Source organism: Nonomuraea gerenzanensis (assembly GCF_020215645.1).
Taxonomy (GTDB): Bacteria; Actinomycetota; Actinomycetes; order Streptosporangiales; family Streptosporangiaceae; genus Nonomuraea; species Nonomuraea gerenzanensis.
Genome location: NZ_CP084058.1, coordinates 3,761,659 through 3,776,683, shown reverse-complemented (window position 1 = coordinate 3,776,683; position 15,025 = coordinate 3,761,659). Strand labels below are relative to the sequence as shown.

The window sequence follows — 15,025 nt, the reverse complement described above, 5'->3', positions numbered from 1 at the left end:
CACAAGGTCTACCAGACCCCCGCCCGCGCCCACGCCCACGCCGTGCGCGCCGAGCACGAGCCGGTATGCCGGCCAACGCACCGCCCCGCGCGGCCCGCCCGGCAGCCGGACGCCGCCGGGCGCGAACGTGCCGGAGCAAGCGCCCGGCCAGCGTGCGGGAGCGAGCCGGCCGGCGCCCCGCCCGGCAGCCGAGCGTTACACGGGCGAGCACGTCGGCGCGAGCACGCCGGAAGACGCACACCCCCCGAAACGCGCACGCTCGAAGACGTCCACCCCGCGAACTGCGCACCCAGGAAGACACGCCCAGGTAGCCCGGAATCCCTCTTAAGGCAACCCGGAAACTACCCCACCCAAGATCACAGACCCCCGGGCGACGACAAGGAGCCCAGCAAAAACCGGTGCCGCCCCCTGAGGCGACGACACCGGTCGGTCAGACAACCGTCACAACCCGGCAGCAGTCCGCAGCGCCTCGGCCCGGTCGGTGGACTCCCAGGAGAAGCCCTCCCGTCCGAAGTGCCCGTAAGCAGCGGTCTCCGAGTAGATCGGCCGCAGCAGGTCGAGGTCGCGGATGATCGCGGCGGGCCGCAGGTCGAAGACCTGCAGCACGGCCTCCTGGATCTTCTCCACGGGCAGCTTCTCGGTGCCGAAGCACTCGACGAACAGACCCACCGGCTGCGCCTTGCCGATCGCGTACGCGACCTGCACCTCGCACCGGTCGGCGAGCCCGGCGGCGACGACGTTCTTGGCGACCCAGCGCATGGCGTAGGCGGCCGAGCGGTCGACTTTGGACGGGTCCTTGCCGGAGAAGGCGCCGCCACCGTGGCGGGCCATGCCGCCGTAGGTGTCGATGATGATCTTGCGGCCGGTGAGGCCGGCGTCGCCCATCGGGCCACCGATCTCGAAGCGGCCGGTCGGGTTGACCAGCAGGCGGTAGCCCTCGGTCTCGATCTCGATGTCCTTGAGCACGACGTCGACGACGTGCTCCTTGATGTCGGGGGCCAGCATCTCCTTGAGGTCGATCTCCGCGGCGTGCTGCGTGGAGACCACCACGGTGTCGAGGCGGACGGGCGTGTCGCCGTCGTACTCGATCGTGACCTGGGTCTTGCCGTCGGGGCGCAGGTAGGGCACTGTGCCGCTCTTGCGCACCTCGGACAGGCGCTGGGCCAGGTGGTGGGCGAGCGTGATCGGCAGCGGCATCAGCTCGGGGGTCTCGCGGCAGGCGTAGCCGAACATGAGGCCCTGGTCACCGGCGCCCTGGCGGTCGAGCTCGTCGCCGTCACCGTCGACGCGGTGCTCGTAGGCGTCGTCGACACCCTGGGCGATGTCGGGCGACTGCGCGCCGATGGACACCGAGACGCCGCAGGAGGCGCCGTCGAAGCCCTTGTGCGAGGCGTCGTAGCCGATCTCCAGGATCTTCTCGCGGATGACGCCGGGGATGTCGACGTAGGTCTCGGTCGTGACCTCGCCTGCGACGTGAACCTGGCCGGTAGTGATCATCGTCTCGACGGCGACCCGGCTCTTGGGGTCGTCCTTGAGCATGGCGTCGAGAATCGCGTCACTGATCTGGTCGGCGATCTTGTCCGGGTGGCCCTCGGTGACCGACTCGGATGTGAACAGGCGACGTGACAACTCAGTGGCTCCTCATGCAGCGGCTGCTGACGGATGTGGGACCCGGCGCCCATGGGCGCGGCTGGGCCTCGGGGAAGTCTAGCCCTACCCGGCGCCAGGTCGCGAAACTGTCCACCATATGTCTCCCATCACAGCTCGGGCAGGGGATCGGCCGGCAAGATCTCCGGAGAGAAGATCTCCGCGTCCGCGGCCGACACCACAGCGGCGTACTCCTCGTCGAACTCGAACACGATCGAGCCGAGCTCGAGAACGTTCCCCGGCAGGATGGGGCCGAGCCTGGTGTGCCGAGGGAACTCGGCGAACACCGAGACCGGCCTGTCGGTCCTGAGCGTCCTCGTGGCCAGCACGGAGATGGCCGTGCCGGTGACCACGATCAAGAAGTTGCCCGTCCCAGCGGGCCCCTCGGAGAACGCGGGGAAGACATAGTGGATCTCCCCCTGATCGCCGAGCAATGTTCTACAACGCTCCCTGACAGCAGAACCCACCGGCATTCCATCCCCCTTCGCCCCAAGTATCCGCAGGCAAGGAGGAATGTTGCAACAGGTGATCGAGTAATCGGATCTGTACGCTTTGTACGATTTCCGCCCACTCAGGAGAGACGTACGGCCACCAGATCCCACACGACGTCGGCGAGATCCTCCTTGGGCCCGAACGGCACCTCCACCGGCTCGCCGCCCGCCACCAGCACGGTGGCCGCGTTGCCGGCGGTGCCGAAGGCCAGCCCCTCCCCCACCTGGTTGACCACCAGCAGGTCGCAACCCTTGCGGGCGAGCTTGGCCTGACCGTTGGCGAGCACGTCGTGCGTCTCGGCCGCGAAGCCCACGATCACCCGTGGCACCCGTGACACCCCTGGCCCCCCCGGGCCGGCCTGCTCCAGGCGGCGGCGCTCGCCCAGCTCGGCGAGGATGTCGGGGTTCTTGACCAGGTGGATGGCCTCAGGCTCACCGTCGGTCTTCTTGATCTTGGCGTCGTGCCGCGTCGCGGGGCGGAAGTCGGCCACCGCGGCGGCCATGACCACCACGTCGGCGTCGGCGGAGGCGGCCAGCACGGCCTCGCGCAGCTCGGCCGTGGACTCCACGCGCACCATCTGGGCGCCCGCGGGATCGGGCAGCGTGACGTTGGCGGCCACGAGCGTGACCTCGGCGCCGCGGGCGGCGGCCGTGCGGGCCAGGGCGTAGCCCTGCAGGCCCGAGGAGCGGTTGCCGATGTAGCGGACCGGGTCGATGGCCTCGCGGGTGCCGCCGGCGGAGACGACGACCCTTCGGCCGGCCAGGTCGCGGGGCCTGCCGCGCAGCACGCGCAGGCAGGCCTGGAAGATCTCGGCGGGGTCGGGCAGCCGGCCGGGGCCGGTGTCGGCGCCGGTGAGCCTGCCCACCGCCGGGTCGATCACGACGGCGCCCCGCTCGCGCAGCGTCGCGACGTTGGCGCGGGTGGCGGGGTGCTGCCACATCTCGGTGTGCATCGCGGGCGCGAAGACCACCGGGCACGTCGCCGTCAGCAGCGTGTTGGTGAGCAGGTCGCCCGCCAGCCCGTGCGCGGCCTTGGCCAGCACGTCGGCGGTCGCGGGCGCCACCACGACGAGATCGGCGCGCTTGCCGATGCGCACGTGGGGCACCTCGTGCACGTCGTCCCACACCTCGGGGGACACGGGGTTGCCCGACAGGGCGGCCCAGGTGGGCGCGCCCACGAACTTCAGAGCCTCGCGGGTCGGCACGACCCGCACCTCGTGGCCCGACTCGGTGAACAACCGCAGCAGCTCACACGCCTTGTACGCGGCGATGCCGCCGCTGACGCCCAGGACGACCTGCATCGAAGGGGTCAGGCCGCGCCTTCGATGGGCTCGGCGTTGAGCAGGCCCTCCGAGACCTCGCGCAGCGCGATGGACAGCGGCTTCTCCTGGGCGTGCGTCTCGACCAGGGGCCCGACGTACTCCAGCAGGCCCTCGCCGAGCTGGGAGTAGTAGGCGTTGATCTGGCGAGCGCGCTTGGCGCCCATGATCACCAGGGAGTACTTGCTGTCGACGATGTCGAGCAGCGCGTCGATCGGCGGGTTGGTGATGCCCTCCGCGGCCGGGGTGGTGCCTGCCACGATGTCAGACCTCTCGGTTGGTGGTTGTCGTGACCCCCTGAGGGTCAGTCATCAAGGCTATCAGCCGATGGCACACGTCCTGGACACTCGTGTTCACCAGTGTCAGGTCGAACTCCGACTCGGCGGCCATCTCGACCCGCCCGGCCTCCAGCCGGCGCGCGATGACGTCCTCGGGCTCGGTGCCCCGGCCGCGCAGCCGCTTCTCCAGCTCCTCCCAGGTGGGCGGGGCCAGGAAGATCAGCAGCGCCTCCGGCATGCTCCTGCGCACCTGCCTGGCGCCTTCGAGGTCGATCTCGAGCAGGGTCGGCACGCCCTCGGCGAGCTTCTTCAGCACCGGCTCGCGCGGCGTGCCGTAGCGGTTGCCCGCGAACTCCGCCCACTCGAGCAGCTCGCCCGACTCCACGAGCCGGTCGAACTCCTCGCCGTCGACGAAGAAGTAGTGGACCCCGTTGACCTCGCCGGGCCGGGGCCTCCTGGTGGTCACCGAGACCGACAGCCACACCTCGGGGTGTGCCCGCCGGAGCTCGGCGACGACCGTGGACTTGCCGACGCCCGACGGCCCTGAGAGGACCGTCAGCCGTCGTTCGCTCAGGGATGGGAAGTCGACCTCCACTTCCGGTCCGACCGCCTCGTAGGCACTGACTTCGCCGGACCAGGACCTGTCGGTCACTTCCTACCCCCCGTTGAACCTGCGCTTTCGTGTGGAACAGAGATTAGCTCTCGTTGCCACCGAACTCGCGCTCGAGGGAGGCCCTCTGGTTCGCGCCGAGACCCCGCACGCGGCGGGACTCGGCGATGGCGAGCCGCTCCATGAGCTGCTTGGCGCGGACCTTGCCCACGCCGGGGAGCGATTCCAACAATGCCGACACCTTCATCTTGCCGATGACGTCGTCGGTCTGCCCATCCTTGAGCACCTCAGCCAGAGAAACCGCGCCATGCTTGAGCCGGTTCTTGACCTCGGCACGCTCTTTACGGGCCTTGGCAGCCTTTTCCAAAGCTGCGGCGCGCTGCTCAGGGGTCAGGGGAGGAAGAGCCACGCCGGGTCACCTCGAATTTCTGTCGATGTACTCGGACGGGAAGGGAAACTAGCTGGTCATCGCCCCCTAAGCAACGTCAAGAGCGGTTTCTCTCGCGACAAAATCCACTTCATCACTCTGCGTGATCGTAAAATCACATTGTGCTGATCAAATCGCCCTCACTTCCGCCTTCGCGCGTCGGCTCGCGCCGGTGTCGCGAAACGCAAGGACGCTCGCGTTCGCGCCGGTCGCCGATGTCCGAAACCCCGCCCGCACCAGGGCCGAAACCTGATCCACGATCTTGTGTCACCCGGCGCACGGATGCCTTATGATCTTGTGAGCGGAGCCTGCCGGCCGTGTGCCGGACGCGTGCGCCAGACGGTGCGCGAGGCGCGTGCGTCAGGTGGCGCGCCGGAGCGAGGCGGCGATGGCCGCTGCCGCCGCTCCCGGGTCGGCCGAGCCCGTGATGGGCCGTCCGATCACCAGCAGGTCGGCGCCGTCCGCGAGGGCCTGCTCGGGCGTGGCGACCCGCTTCTGGTCCTGCGTGTCCGCCCCTGTGGGCCGCACGCCGGGCGTGATGAGCGTGATGTCCTGGCCCACCTCGGCGCGCACCGCCGAGACCTCGTTGGGCGAGCACACCAGCGCCGTGGCGCCCGCCTCGACCGACAGCGCTGCCAGGCGGCGCACGGCGTCGTCGGCCGGCCCGACGATCCCGATGCGCTCCAGGTCGCCCTCGGTCAGCGAGGTCAGGATCGTCACGGCGGCGATCTGTGTGTGCGGCGCGGCCTCCACGGCCGCCCTGATCATGGCGGGTCCGCCGGCGGCGTGCACGGTCAGGATCGACGGCCGCAGCCGCGCCACGGCCCGCGCGGCGCCCGCGACGGTGTTGGGGATGTCGTGCAGCTTGAGGTCGAGGAAGACCCGCACCCCGCTGGCCCCCCGCACGGAGGCGATCACGTCGGGCCCGTAGCGCAGGTAGAGCTCCAGGCCCACCTTGACCGTGCTGACGTGCGGCGTGACCAGGGCGGCCCACCGGGCGGCGGTCTCCAGGTCCGGGGCGTCGAGGGCGACGGCGATGGGTGCGGGGGTCAAGACGTGCTCTCCAGAGGTTCGGGAGTCAAGGCGTGCTCTCCTCGGTGTCGACCAGCAGGTGCCGGGGTGCGCTCCCCGGCGGGCGGTGCGCCAGGCCGACGGCGTCGGCCAGGCGCTGGAAGCCGCGGGCCCTCAGGAGCTCCTCAAGCTCCCGTTCGATGCGCAGGCAGGCGTAGGGGTCGTGGAACAGCGCCGTGCCCACCGCGACCACGCAGGCGCCCGCCAGGACGAGCTGGAAGGCGTCCCTGCCCGTCATGACGCCGCCCACGCCGATCAGCGGCACGCCGGGCAGGGCGGCGTGCACCTGCCAGACGCACCGCACGGCCAGCGGCAGGATGGCGGGCCCCGACAGGCCGCCGGTGACGGCGGCGAGCGAGGGCCGCAGCGCCTCGGTGTCGATGGCCATGCCCAGCGGATTGTTGATCATGGACAGCGCGTCGGCCCCGGCGTCCACGCACGCGCGCGCGACGGAGACGATGTCGGCCACGTCGGGCGCGAGCTTGGCGATCACGGGCACGTCGTAGCGCATGATCGAGCGCACGGAGGCGATCACCTCGGCGGCGGCGCTGCCCTCGCGGGCGAAGACCCGCCCGCGGTCCTCCATGTTCGGGCAGGAGAGATTGACCTCCAGCGCCGTCACCCCGGGCGCGTCGGCGAGCCTGCGGGCCAGCTCGGAGTACTCGGCGACGGTGCCGCCGCCGATCGAGACGATGGTCTTGATGCCCCGCTGGGCCAGCCAGGGCAGCTCGCGCTCCAGGAACGCCTCGATGCCCGGCCCCTGCAGCCCGACGGCGTTGAGCATGCCCGAGGGCGTCTCGGCCATGCGGGGCGTGGGCCGGCCCGCGCGCGGCGCCATGGTGATCGAGCGGGTGGTCAGCGCGCCGAGCCGGTGCAGGTCGAAGAACTGGGCCAGCTCCCGGCCGGAGGAGGCGCAGCCGGCGGCGGTCGTGATCGGGTTCGCCAGCTCCACGTGCGCCAGAAATGTCCGCATATCAACTGACATGTCGCGCACCGCCTCCGGGGGCGCCGAGCGCGTCGAACGGGATCGTTCCCACGTCCTCGAAACGCACCCGCTCCCCCCGGAACACCGGCCCCTCCGCGCACGCCCTGACCATCCTGGTCGCCCCGTCGTCACCGATGACGGGCAGCACGCACGTCATGCACACCCCGATCCCGCAGGCCATCGCCTCCTCGACCGCCACCTGCACCGGGATGTCGAACTCCATCGCCACCGCCGTGACCGCCCGCAGCGTCTCCATGGGCGCGCAGGCGTACACGGCGTCGGCCCGCGTGTCGGCGATCACCGAGGGCAGCGCGTCGGTGACCTTGCCGCGCAGGCCCAGTGAGCCGTCCTCGGTGGTCAGCGTGGTCGTCTCGGCCATCCTGCGTGCCCGCATCGCGCCGAACACCCGCTCCGCCCCGGCGCCGCCGAGCACGAAGTCCACCCGGCAGCCCCGCGCCAGCAGCGCGTCGGCCAGCGGGAAGAGCACGGCGGAGCCGTACTCGGAGCCGACCAGCACGCAGTGGACGGGGTCGCGCGGCAGCGGGAAGGGCCGCCCGAGCGGCCCCACCAGGTCGAGCGTGTCACGGGCGCGCCGCTCGGCCAGCCACGCCGTGCCGGAGCCGCGCACGGTGAAGACCAGCTCCACCGTGCCGCCGTAGTCGGACTTCACGTCGTGGATGGACAGCGCGCGGCGCGTCACCATCGACGAGTACGGCCCGCCGACCGCCACGGAGACGAAGTGGCCGGGACGGTAACGCTCGGCGATGCCGGGCGCCACCACCGTCAGCGCATGGTAGGCGTCGACCCGGCGCGTCGTCAGCACCGTGCCCGTCACCTGCACCGGTGTGCCGGCCAGTCGTCTTCACCTCCCGTGCGGGGTCAGCCCCGGAGTGCCTGTGCGTGCTCCTGGAGAGACCGTACGCCGACGTCGCCGCGCACGATCGCCTGGATGCCCGCCGCGGCGGCGGCCAGGCCCGAGACCGTGGTGATGCACGGGATGCCGCGCAGCACGGCGGCCGTGCGGATCTCGTAGCCGTCGAGCCGCGGCCCCGACTGGCCGGGGCTGCCGAAGGGCGTGTTGACGATCAGATCGACCTCGCCGTCGAGAATGGCCTGCACGCTCGTGGGCTCACCTCCGGGACCGGTCCCCTCGCTGTGCTTTCGCACGATCTTGGCATGGACGCCGTTGCGGCGCAGCACCTCGGCGGTCCCCTCGGTGGCCAGGATCTCGAATCCGAGATCCGCGAGCGCCTTCACAGGGAAGATCATCGCACGCTTGTCCCTGTTGGCCACGGATACGAACGCGCGTCCCTTGGTCGGGAGCTGCCCGTACGCGCCCGCCTGCGACTTGGCGTAGGCGATGCCGAAGAACTCGTCGATGCCCATGACCTCGCCCGTGGAGCGCATCTCGGGCCCCAGCACGATGTCCACGCCGCGGAAGCGGTTGAACGGCAGCACCGCCTCCTTGACCGCGATCGAGGCGTCGAGCGGCAGCGTGCCGCCGTCGCCCTCGGCGGGCAGCATGCCCTCCTCGCGCAGCGAGGCGATCGAGGCGCCGAGCATCACCCTGGCCGCCGCCTTGGCCAGCGGCGTGCCGGTGGCCTTGGACACGAACGGCACCGTGCGGCTGGCGCGCGGGTTGGCCTCCAGGACGTACAGGATGCCGGCGTGCATGGCGTACTGGACGTTCAGCAGGCCACGCACGCCCACCCCGGCGGCGATGCCCTCGGTGGCGGCGCGGATGGCCTTGATGTCGGCGCCGCCGAGCGTGATCGGCGGCAGGGCGCACGCCGAGTCGCCGGAGTGGATGCCGGCCTCCTCGATGTGCTCCATGACGCCGCCCAGGAACAGCTCCTCGCCGTCGTAGAGCGCGTCCACGTCGATCTCGATGGCCTCGTCGAGGAACTTGTCGACGAGCACCGGGTGACCGCCCTCCTGGGCCGCCATGTACGTGGTGAGCGTCTGCTCGTCGTACACGATGGCCATGCCGGCCCCGCCCAGCACGTACGAGGGCCGCACGAGCACCGGGTAGCCGATCTCCTCGGCGATCTCCAGCGCCTCGGCCACGGTCAGCGCGGTGCCGTGCTTGGGCGCGGGCAGCCCGGCCTCGGCCAGCACCCGCCCGAAGGCGCCGCGCTCCTCGGCCAGGTGGATGGACTCGGGCGAGGTGCCCACCACGGGCACGCCCGCGTCCTTGAGCGCCTGCGCCAGGCCGAGCGGCGTCTGGCCGCCGAGCTGCACGATCACGCCCGCGACCGGGCCCGTCTGCTGCTCCGCGTGCACGACCTCCAGGACGTCCTCCAGCGTGAGCGGCTCGAAGTAGAGCCGGTCGGAGGTGTCGTAGTCGGTCGAGACGGTCTCGGGGTTGCAGTTGACCATGACGGTCTCGAACCCGGCCCGCGACAGCTCGAACGAGGCGTGCACGCAGGCGTAGTCGAACTCGATGCCCTGCCCGATGCGGTTGGGCCCGGAGCCGAGGATGATGACCTTCTGCCGCTCCCCTGCCGGGACCTCGCTCTCCTCGTCGTAGGTCGAGTAGAGGTAGGGCGTCTTGGCGGCGAACTCGGCGGCGCAGGTGTCGACCGTGTTGTAGACCGGCCGCAGCCCGAGCGCGTGCCGCAGGTCGCGGACCCTGGCCTCGTCGATGCCGCGGATCTCGCCGATCTGCAGGTCGCTGAACCCGAGGTGCTTGGCCCGCCCGAGCACCTCGGCGGTCAGGTCGTCGGCCGCGGCGACCGCCTGGGCCTCCTCGTGCAGCAGGAAGAGCTGGTCGATGAACCACGGGTCCACGCTGGTGGCCTCGTACAGCTCCTCAGGCGTCGCGCCGGCCCTGATGGCCTGCTGCATCGTGCGCAGCCTGCCGTCGTGCGGAGTGCGGCAGGCCGTCAGCAGCTCGTCCTTGGGCGCGACGTCGCCGGCCCAGGTGAAGGAGGAGTTCTTCTTCTCCAGCGAGCGCAGCGCCTTCTGCAGCGCCTCGGGGAACGAGCGGCCGATGGCCATGGCCTCGCCCACCGACTTCATGTGCGTGGTGAGGGTCTGGTCGGCGCCCCTGAACTTCTCGAACGCGAAGCGCGGCACCTTCACCACGATGTAGTCGAGCGTCGGCTCGAAGGAGGCCGGGGTCTCCTTGGTTATGTCGTTGGGGATCTCGTCGAGCGTGTAGCCGATGGCCAGCTTGGCCGCGATCTTGGCGATCGGGAAGCCGGTGGCCTTGGAGGCCAGCGCCGAGGAGCGCGACACACGCGGGTTCATCTCGATGACGATCATGCGCCCGGTGCGCGGGTCCACCGCGAACTGGATGTTGCAGCCGCCGGTGTCGACGCCGACCTCGCGGATGACCGCGATGGCCACGTCGCGCATGTTCTGGTACTCGCGGTCGGTCAGGGTCAGCGCGGGCGCCACGGTGACGCTGTCGCCGGTGTGCACGCCCATCGGGTCGATGTTCTCGATGGAGCAGACGATGACGACGTTGTCGGCCTTGTCGCGCATGACCTCCAGCTCGTACTCCTTCCAGCCGAGGATGGACTCCTCCAGGAGCACCTCGGTGGTCGGGGAGGCGTCGAGCCCTGCGCCGGCGATGCGGCGCAGGTCCTCCTCGGTGTACGCGAAGCCGGAGCCGGCGCCGCCCATGGTGAACGAGGGCCGCACGACCAGCGGGTAGCCCAGCTCGCCCGCGGCGGCCAGGCACTCGTCCATGGTGTGGCAGATGACGGACTTGGCGGACTCGGCGTTCAGCCCGTGCTCGCGGGCGACCTTGGCGACGATGTCCTTGAACTTCTCGCGGTTCTCGCCCGCCTGGATCGCGTCGAAGTCGGCGCCGATCAGCTCGACCTCGTACTTCTCCAGCACGCCGGACTCGTGCAGCGCCACGGCGGTGTTGAGCGCGGTCTGGCCGCCCAGCGTGGGCAGCAGCGCGTCGGGCCGCTCCTTGGCGATGATCTTCTCGACGAACTCGGGGGTGATCGGCTCGACGTACGTGGCGTCGGCGAACTCGGGGTCCGTCATGATCGTGGCCGGGTTGCTGTTGACCAGGATCACGCGGAAGCCCTCGGCCCGCAGCACGCGGCACGCCTGGGTGCCGGAGTAGTCGAACTCGCACGCCTGGCCGATCACGATCGGCCCCGAGCCGATCACCAGGACCGACTGGATGTCCTCACGCTTTGGCACGGGTCATGACCTCGCAGAACTCGTCGAAGAGATAGGCGGCGTCGTGCGGGCCGGCGGCGGCCTCCGGATGGTACTGGACGCTGAAGGCGCGGCCGTCGAGCAGCCGCAGCCCCTCCACGCAGCGGTCGTTGAGGTTGACGTGGCTGACCTCGGCCTGCCCGTACGGGGTCTCGAACGGCCCGTCGAGCGGCGCCTCCACGGCGAACCCGTGGTTGTGCGCGGAGATCTCGACCTTCCCGGTGCGCACGTCCTGCACCGGCTGGTTGACGCCCCGGTGGCCGTAGCGCAGCTTGTACGTGGACAGCCCCAGGGCCCGCCCGAAGAGCTGGTTGCCGAAGCAGATCCCGAAGAACGGCACCTTGGCCTCCAGGACGCCCCGCAGGGCCGTCACGTCGGCGGTGGCGGGGTCGCCGGGCCCGTTGGAGAAGAACACGCCGTCGGGCTCGACCGCCATGATCTGCTCGTAGGTGGCGTCGGCGGGCAGCACGTGCACCTCGCAGCCGCGCTCGGCCATCCGGTGCGGGGTCATGCCCTTGATGCCCAGGTCCACGGCCGCGACCGTGAAGCGCCTGTCGCCGACGGCGGGCACGACGTACCTCTCCCCCGTGGCCACCTCGCGCGCCAGGTCGGCGCCCTCCATGCGGGGCGCCTGCCGCACCCGCTCGACCAGCTCCTCGACCGGCGCCTGCGGCGCGCTGAAGATGCCGGCGCGCATGGCGCCGCGCTCGCGCAGGTGGCGGGTGAGCGCGCGGGTGCCCGGGATGGCGATCCCGACCACGCCCTGCTCCTTGAGGTAGTCGTCGAGCGAGCGGTTGGCCCGCCAGTTGGAGACGACCCTGGACGGCTCGCGCACGACGTAGCCGGCCACCCAGACGCGCCCCGACTCAGGGTCCTCGTCGTTGACGCCGGTGTTGCCGATGTGCGGCGCCGTCATGGCGACGATCTGCCGGTGGTAGGACGGGTCCGTGAGGGTCTCCTGGTAACCGGTCATGCCGGTGTTGAAGACCATTTCGCCGAACGTCTCGCCTTCGGCGCCGTATGGAGTGCCATGGAAGACGCGGCCGTCTTCCAGGACGAGCACCGCAGTGTTCAAACCAGCTTCCCTTCGAGAACGGTCGGCCTGCCGCGCAGGAACGTGGCCACCACCCGGCCGGGCAGCGTCATCCCCTCGTACGGGGTGTTCCTGCTCTTGGACGCGAAGGCGGACGGGTCCACCTTCGTGCGCACGGACGGGTCGTACAGCGTGATGTTGGCCGGGGCGCCCACCTCGATCGGCTGCCCCTGCCCGGCGAGCCGCCCGATGCGGGCGGGCACGACGGACATGCGCTGGGCGACGCCCGCCCAGTCGAGCAGCCCGGTCTCGACCATGGCCTCCTGGACCACGCTGAGCGCGGTCTCCAGGCCGACCATGCCCATGGCCGCGGCCGACCACTCGGTCTCCTTGTCCTCGACCGGGTGGGGCGCGTGGTCGGTGGCCACGATGTCGATCGTGCCGTCGGCCAGGGCGGCACGCAGCGCCTCGACGTCCGCGCGGGTGCGCAGCGGCGGGTTGACCTTGTAGATGGGGTTGTAGGCGCCCACCGGCGACTCCTCCACGAGGTCGTCGGTGAGCAGCAGGTGGTGGGGGGTCACCTCGGCGGTGACGTTCCAGCCCTTGGACTTGGCCCAGCGGATGATCTCGACGGAGCCCGCCGTGGAGACGTGGCAGACGTGCAGCCGGGACCCGACGTGCGCGGCCAGCAGGCAGTCGCGGGCGATGATCGCCTCCTCCGCGACGGCGGGCCAGCCGGTCAGGCCGAGCCTGCCGGAGATGACGCCCTCGTTCATCTGGGCGCCGGCGGTGAGCCTGGGCTCCTGGGCGTGCTGGGCGATGACGCCGTCGAACGCCTTGACGTACTCCAGGGCGCGGCGCATCAGCACCGCGTCGTCCACGCACTTGCCGTCGTCGGAGAAGACCCGCACCCGGGCGGCCGAGTCGGCCATCGCGCCCAGCTCGGCGAGCTGCCTGCCCTCCAGGCCGACGGTGACGGCCCCGACCGGGTGCACGTCGCAGTGGGCGAACTCGCGGCCCAGCCGCCACACCTGCTCGACCACGCCGGCGGTGTCGGCGACGGGCGAGGTGTTGGCCATGGCGTGCACGGCGGTGTAGCCCCCGCGGGCGGCCGACTGGGTGCCGGTCTGCACGGTCTCGGCGTCCTCGCGGCCGGGCTCGCGCAGGTGGGTGTGCAGGTCCACGAGGCCGGGCAGCGCGATCGCGCCCGCCCCGTCGACGCTCTCCCCGCCCGCCAGGCCGGGCCCGATCTCGGCGATCACGCCGTCCTCTACCCGGATGTCGGCGGGCTCGGCGCCCAGGATCCTCACGTTGCGGATGATCATGCGGTCTCTCCCCCGAGCAGCAGGTACAGGACGGCCATGCGGATGGTCACACCGTTGGCGACCTGTTCGACGATCGTGGAGCGCGCCGAGTCGGCCACCTCGGCGGCGATCTCCATGCCCCGGTTCATCGGGCCGGGGTGCATGACGATCGCGTCGTCGGGCATCTTGGCGAACCGGTCCCGGTCGAGGCCGTAGCGGCGGGAGTACTCGCGCTCGCTCGGGAAGTAGGCGGCGTTCATCCGCTCCTTCTGCACCCGCAGCATCATCACCGCGTCGGACTTCGGCAGCACCGCGTCGAGGTCGTAGGAGACCTCGCACGGCCAGGTGCCGACGGAGACGGGCAGCAGCGTGGGCGGCGCGACCAGGGTGACCTCGGCGCCCAGCGTGTGCAGCAGCAGCACGTTGGAGCGGGCGACGCGGCTGTGCAGCACGTCGCCGACGATGGTGACCCTGCGGCCCTCGAGGCTGCCCAGGCGGCGGCGCATGGAGAAGGCGTCGAGCAGCGCCTGCGTGGGGTGCTCGTGGGTGCCGTCGCCGGCGTTGACGACGCTGCCGCGCACCCAGGTGGCCAGGCGGTGCGGCGCGCCGGAGGCGCCGTGGCGGATGACGACCGCGTCGGCGCCCATGGCCTCCAGGGTCAGCGCGGTGTCCTTGAGCGACTCGCCCTTGGACACGCTCGACCCCTTGGCGGAGAAGTTGATCACGTCGGCGGACAGCCGCTTGGCCGCCGCCTCGAATGAGATCCGCGTGCGCGTGGAGTCCTCGAAGAAGAGGTTGACCACCGTGCGCCCGCGCAGCGTGGGCAGCTTCTTGATGGAACGTTCCGAGACTCTCGCCAGCTCCTCGGCGGTGTCGAGGATGAGCAGCGCGTCGTCCTTGGCCAGGTCTCCGGCCGAGATGAGGTGCCGGTTCACCGGGCGCCCCCCTTCATCAGCAGGACGGCGTCGCGGCCGTCGATCTCCTGGAGGTAGACCTTGACCTTCTCGCTCTTGGCGGTCGGCAGGTTCTTGCCGACGTAGTCGGCGCGGATGGGCAGCTCGCGGTGGCCGCGGTCGACCAGCGTGGCGAGCTGCACGGCGGTCGGCCGGCCGAGGTCGTTGAGCGCGTCGAGCGCGGCGCGCACGGTGCGGCCGGAGTACAGGACGTCGTCGACGAGCACGACGACCTTGCCGTCGATGCCGTCGGGGGGCAGCTCGGTGGGGCCGAGCGGCCGAACGGGACCGCGCCTCAGGTCGTCGCGGTACATGGTGATGTCGATCGAGCCGACGGGTGTCTTGACGCCTTCGAACTGCTCGATGCGGTCGCCGAGCCGGCGCGCCAGCGTGGCGCCGCGGGTCGGGATGCCGAGGAGGACGACGTCGCCCGCGCCCTTGGTGCGCTCGAGGATCTCGTGCGCGATCCGGGTCAGCGCCCGGTGGATGTCCGGGGCCTCCAGCACGGCCCTGGAGTCACCCATGGGGGTGGACATGGCGAAGCTCACCACCTTTCCCGCCTCACGGGACGGGTCTTAAAAGGGTGTTGGTCGGGACACACAGTACCAGGGGCTACCAGGTACAACGCGAGTGCCCTCCGGTGGCTCCCGTACGGGGAGCGACCAGGCGGTCGCGGATCAGGGCGACCTTCCGGATCAGGTAATTTCCCGCGCCGCGCGGTG

Annotated in this window: 14 protein-coding genes; all 14 read right to left on the bottom strand. The window is 71.0% G+C overall.

Annotation, left to right across the window (positions count from 1 at the left end):
• Positions 1-441: 441 nt before the first annotated feature.
• On the bottom strand, positions 442-1,629 hold the full coding sequence (gene metK, locus LCN96_RS18165; RefSeq protein ID WP_225273914.1) for a methionine adenosyltransferase: 1,188 nt from the start codon (positions 1,627-1,629) through the stop codon (positions 442-444).
• A 128-nt stretch (positions 1,630-1,757) separates the two neighbouring features.
• Entirely contained in the window at positions 1,758-2,081 is a 324-nt protein-coding gene (locus LCN96_RS18160; RefSeq protein WP_225273913.1) for a hypothetical protein, read from the bottom strand.
• 137 nt (positions 2,082-2,218) lie between these two features.
• The gene (gene coaBC / locus LCN96_RS18155) at positions 2,219-3,439 is read right to left on the bottom strand and encodes a bifunctional phosphopantothenoylcysteine decarboxylase/phosphopantothenate--cysteine ligase CoaBC (RefSeq protein ID WP_225273912.1); all 1,221 of its coding nucleotides are present in this window, start codon (positions 3,437-3,439) and stop codon (positions 2,219-2,221) included.
• A gap of 8 nt (positions 3,440-3,447) precedes the next feature.
• Positions 3,448-3,717, bottom strand: coding sequence for a DNA-directed RNA polymerase subunit omega (rpoZ, locus tag LCN96_RS18150; RefSeq protein ID WP_080041099.1), 270 nt, complete (start codon positions 3,715-3,717; stop codon positions 3,448-3,450).
• A gap of 4 nt (positions 3,718-3,721) precedes the next feature.
• Complete coding sequence (gene gmk / locus LCN96_RS18145; RefSeq protein WP_225276003.1) at positions 3,722-4,330, bottom strand: guanylate kinase; 609 nt, start codon at positions 4,328-4,330, stop codon at positions 3,722-3,724.
• Positions 4,331-4,430: 100 nt separating this feature from the next.
• The gene (gene mihF / locus LCN96_RS18140; RefSeq protein WP_020541698.1) at positions 4,431-4,754 is read right to left on the bottom strand and encodes an integration host factor, actinobacterial type; all 324 of its coding nucleotides are present in this window, start codon (positions 4,752-4,754) and stop codon (positions 4,431-4,433) included.
• Between the two features lie 378 nt (positions 4,755-5,132).
• Entirely contained in the window at positions 5,133-5,825 is a 693-nt protein-coding gene (pyrF, locus tag LCN96_RS18135; protein ID WP_225273911.1) for an orotidine-5'-phosphate decarboxylase, read from the bottom strand.
• A gap of 25 nt (positions 5,826-5,850) precedes the next feature.
• Positions 5,851-6,828, bottom strand: coding sequence for a dihydroorotate dehydrogenase (locus tag LCN96_RS18130; protein WP_225273909.1), 978 nt, complete (start codon positions 6,826-6,828; stop codon positions 5,851-5,853).
• Complete coding sequence (locus tag LCN96_RS18125; protein ID WP_225273908.1) at positions 6,818-7,669, bottom strand: dihydroorotate dehydrogenase electron transfer subunit; 852 nt, start codon at positions 7,667-7,669, stop codon at positions 6,818-6,820. Before LCN96_RS18125 ends, LCN96_RS18130 begins: the two co-directional genes overlap by 11 nt.
• A gap of 38 nt (positions 7,670-7,707) precedes the next feature.
• Positions 7,708-10,995, bottom strand: coding sequence for a carbamoyl-phosphate synthase large subunit (gene carB / locus LCN96_RS18120; RefSeq protein WP_225273907.1), 3,288 nt, complete (start codon positions 10,993-10,995; stop codon positions 7,708-7,710).
• Positions 10,982-12,088 carry a glutamine-hydrolyzing carbamoyl-phosphate synthase small subunit gene (gene carA / locus LCN96_RS18115; RefSeq protein WP_225273905.1) on the bottom strand — a complete coding sequence of 369 codons (1,107 nt, stop codon included), beginning with the start codon at positions 12,086-12,088 and terminating at the stop codon, positions 10,982-10,984. Before carA ends, carB begins: the two co-directional genes overlap by 14 nt.
• Entirely contained in the window at positions 12,085-13,371 is a 1,287-nt protein-coding gene (locus tag LCN96_RS18110) for a dihydroorotase (protein WP_225273904.1), read from the bottom strand. The genes carA and LCN96_RS18110 overlap by 4 nt, the downstream gene beginning before the upstream one ends.
• On the bottom strand, positions 13,368-14,285 hold the full coding sequence (locus LCN96_RS18105) for an aspartate carbamoyltransferase catalytic subunit (RefSeq protein WP_225273903.1): 918 nt from the start codon (positions 14,283-14,285) through the stop codon (positions 13,368-13,370). The genes LCN96_RS18110 and LCN96_RS18105 overlap by 4 nt, the downstream gene beginning before the upstream one ends.
• Entirely contained in the window at positions 14,282-14,839 is a 558-nt protein-coding gene (gene pyrR, locus LCN96_RS18100; RefSeq protein ID WP_311132319.1) for a bifunctional pyr operon transcriptional regulator/uracil phosphoribosyltransferase PyrR, read from the bottom strand. Before pyrR ends, LCN96_RS18105 begins: the two co-directional genes overlap by 4 nt.
• Positions 14,840-15,025: the final 186 nt, after the last annotated feature.

Excerpts from the sequence above, each read along its gene's own strand:
- coaBC (WP_225273912.1), bottom strand. The coding sequence starts at position 3,439 with ATGCAGGTCGTCCTGGGCGTCAGCGGCGGCATCGCCGCGTACAAGGCG.
- LCN96_RS18130 (WP_225273909.1), bottom strand. The coding sequence starts at position 6,828 with ATGTCAGTTGATATGCGGACATTTCTGGCGCACGTGGAGCTGGCGAAC.
- LCN96_RS18110 (WP_225273904.1), bottom strand. The coding sequence starts at position 13,371 with ATGATCATCCGCAACGTGAGGATCCTGGGCGCCGAGCCCGCCGACATC.
- pyrR (WP_311132319.1), bottom strand. The coding sequence starts at position 14,839 with ATGTCCACCCCCATGGGTGACTCCAGGGCCGTGCTGGAGGCCCCGGAC.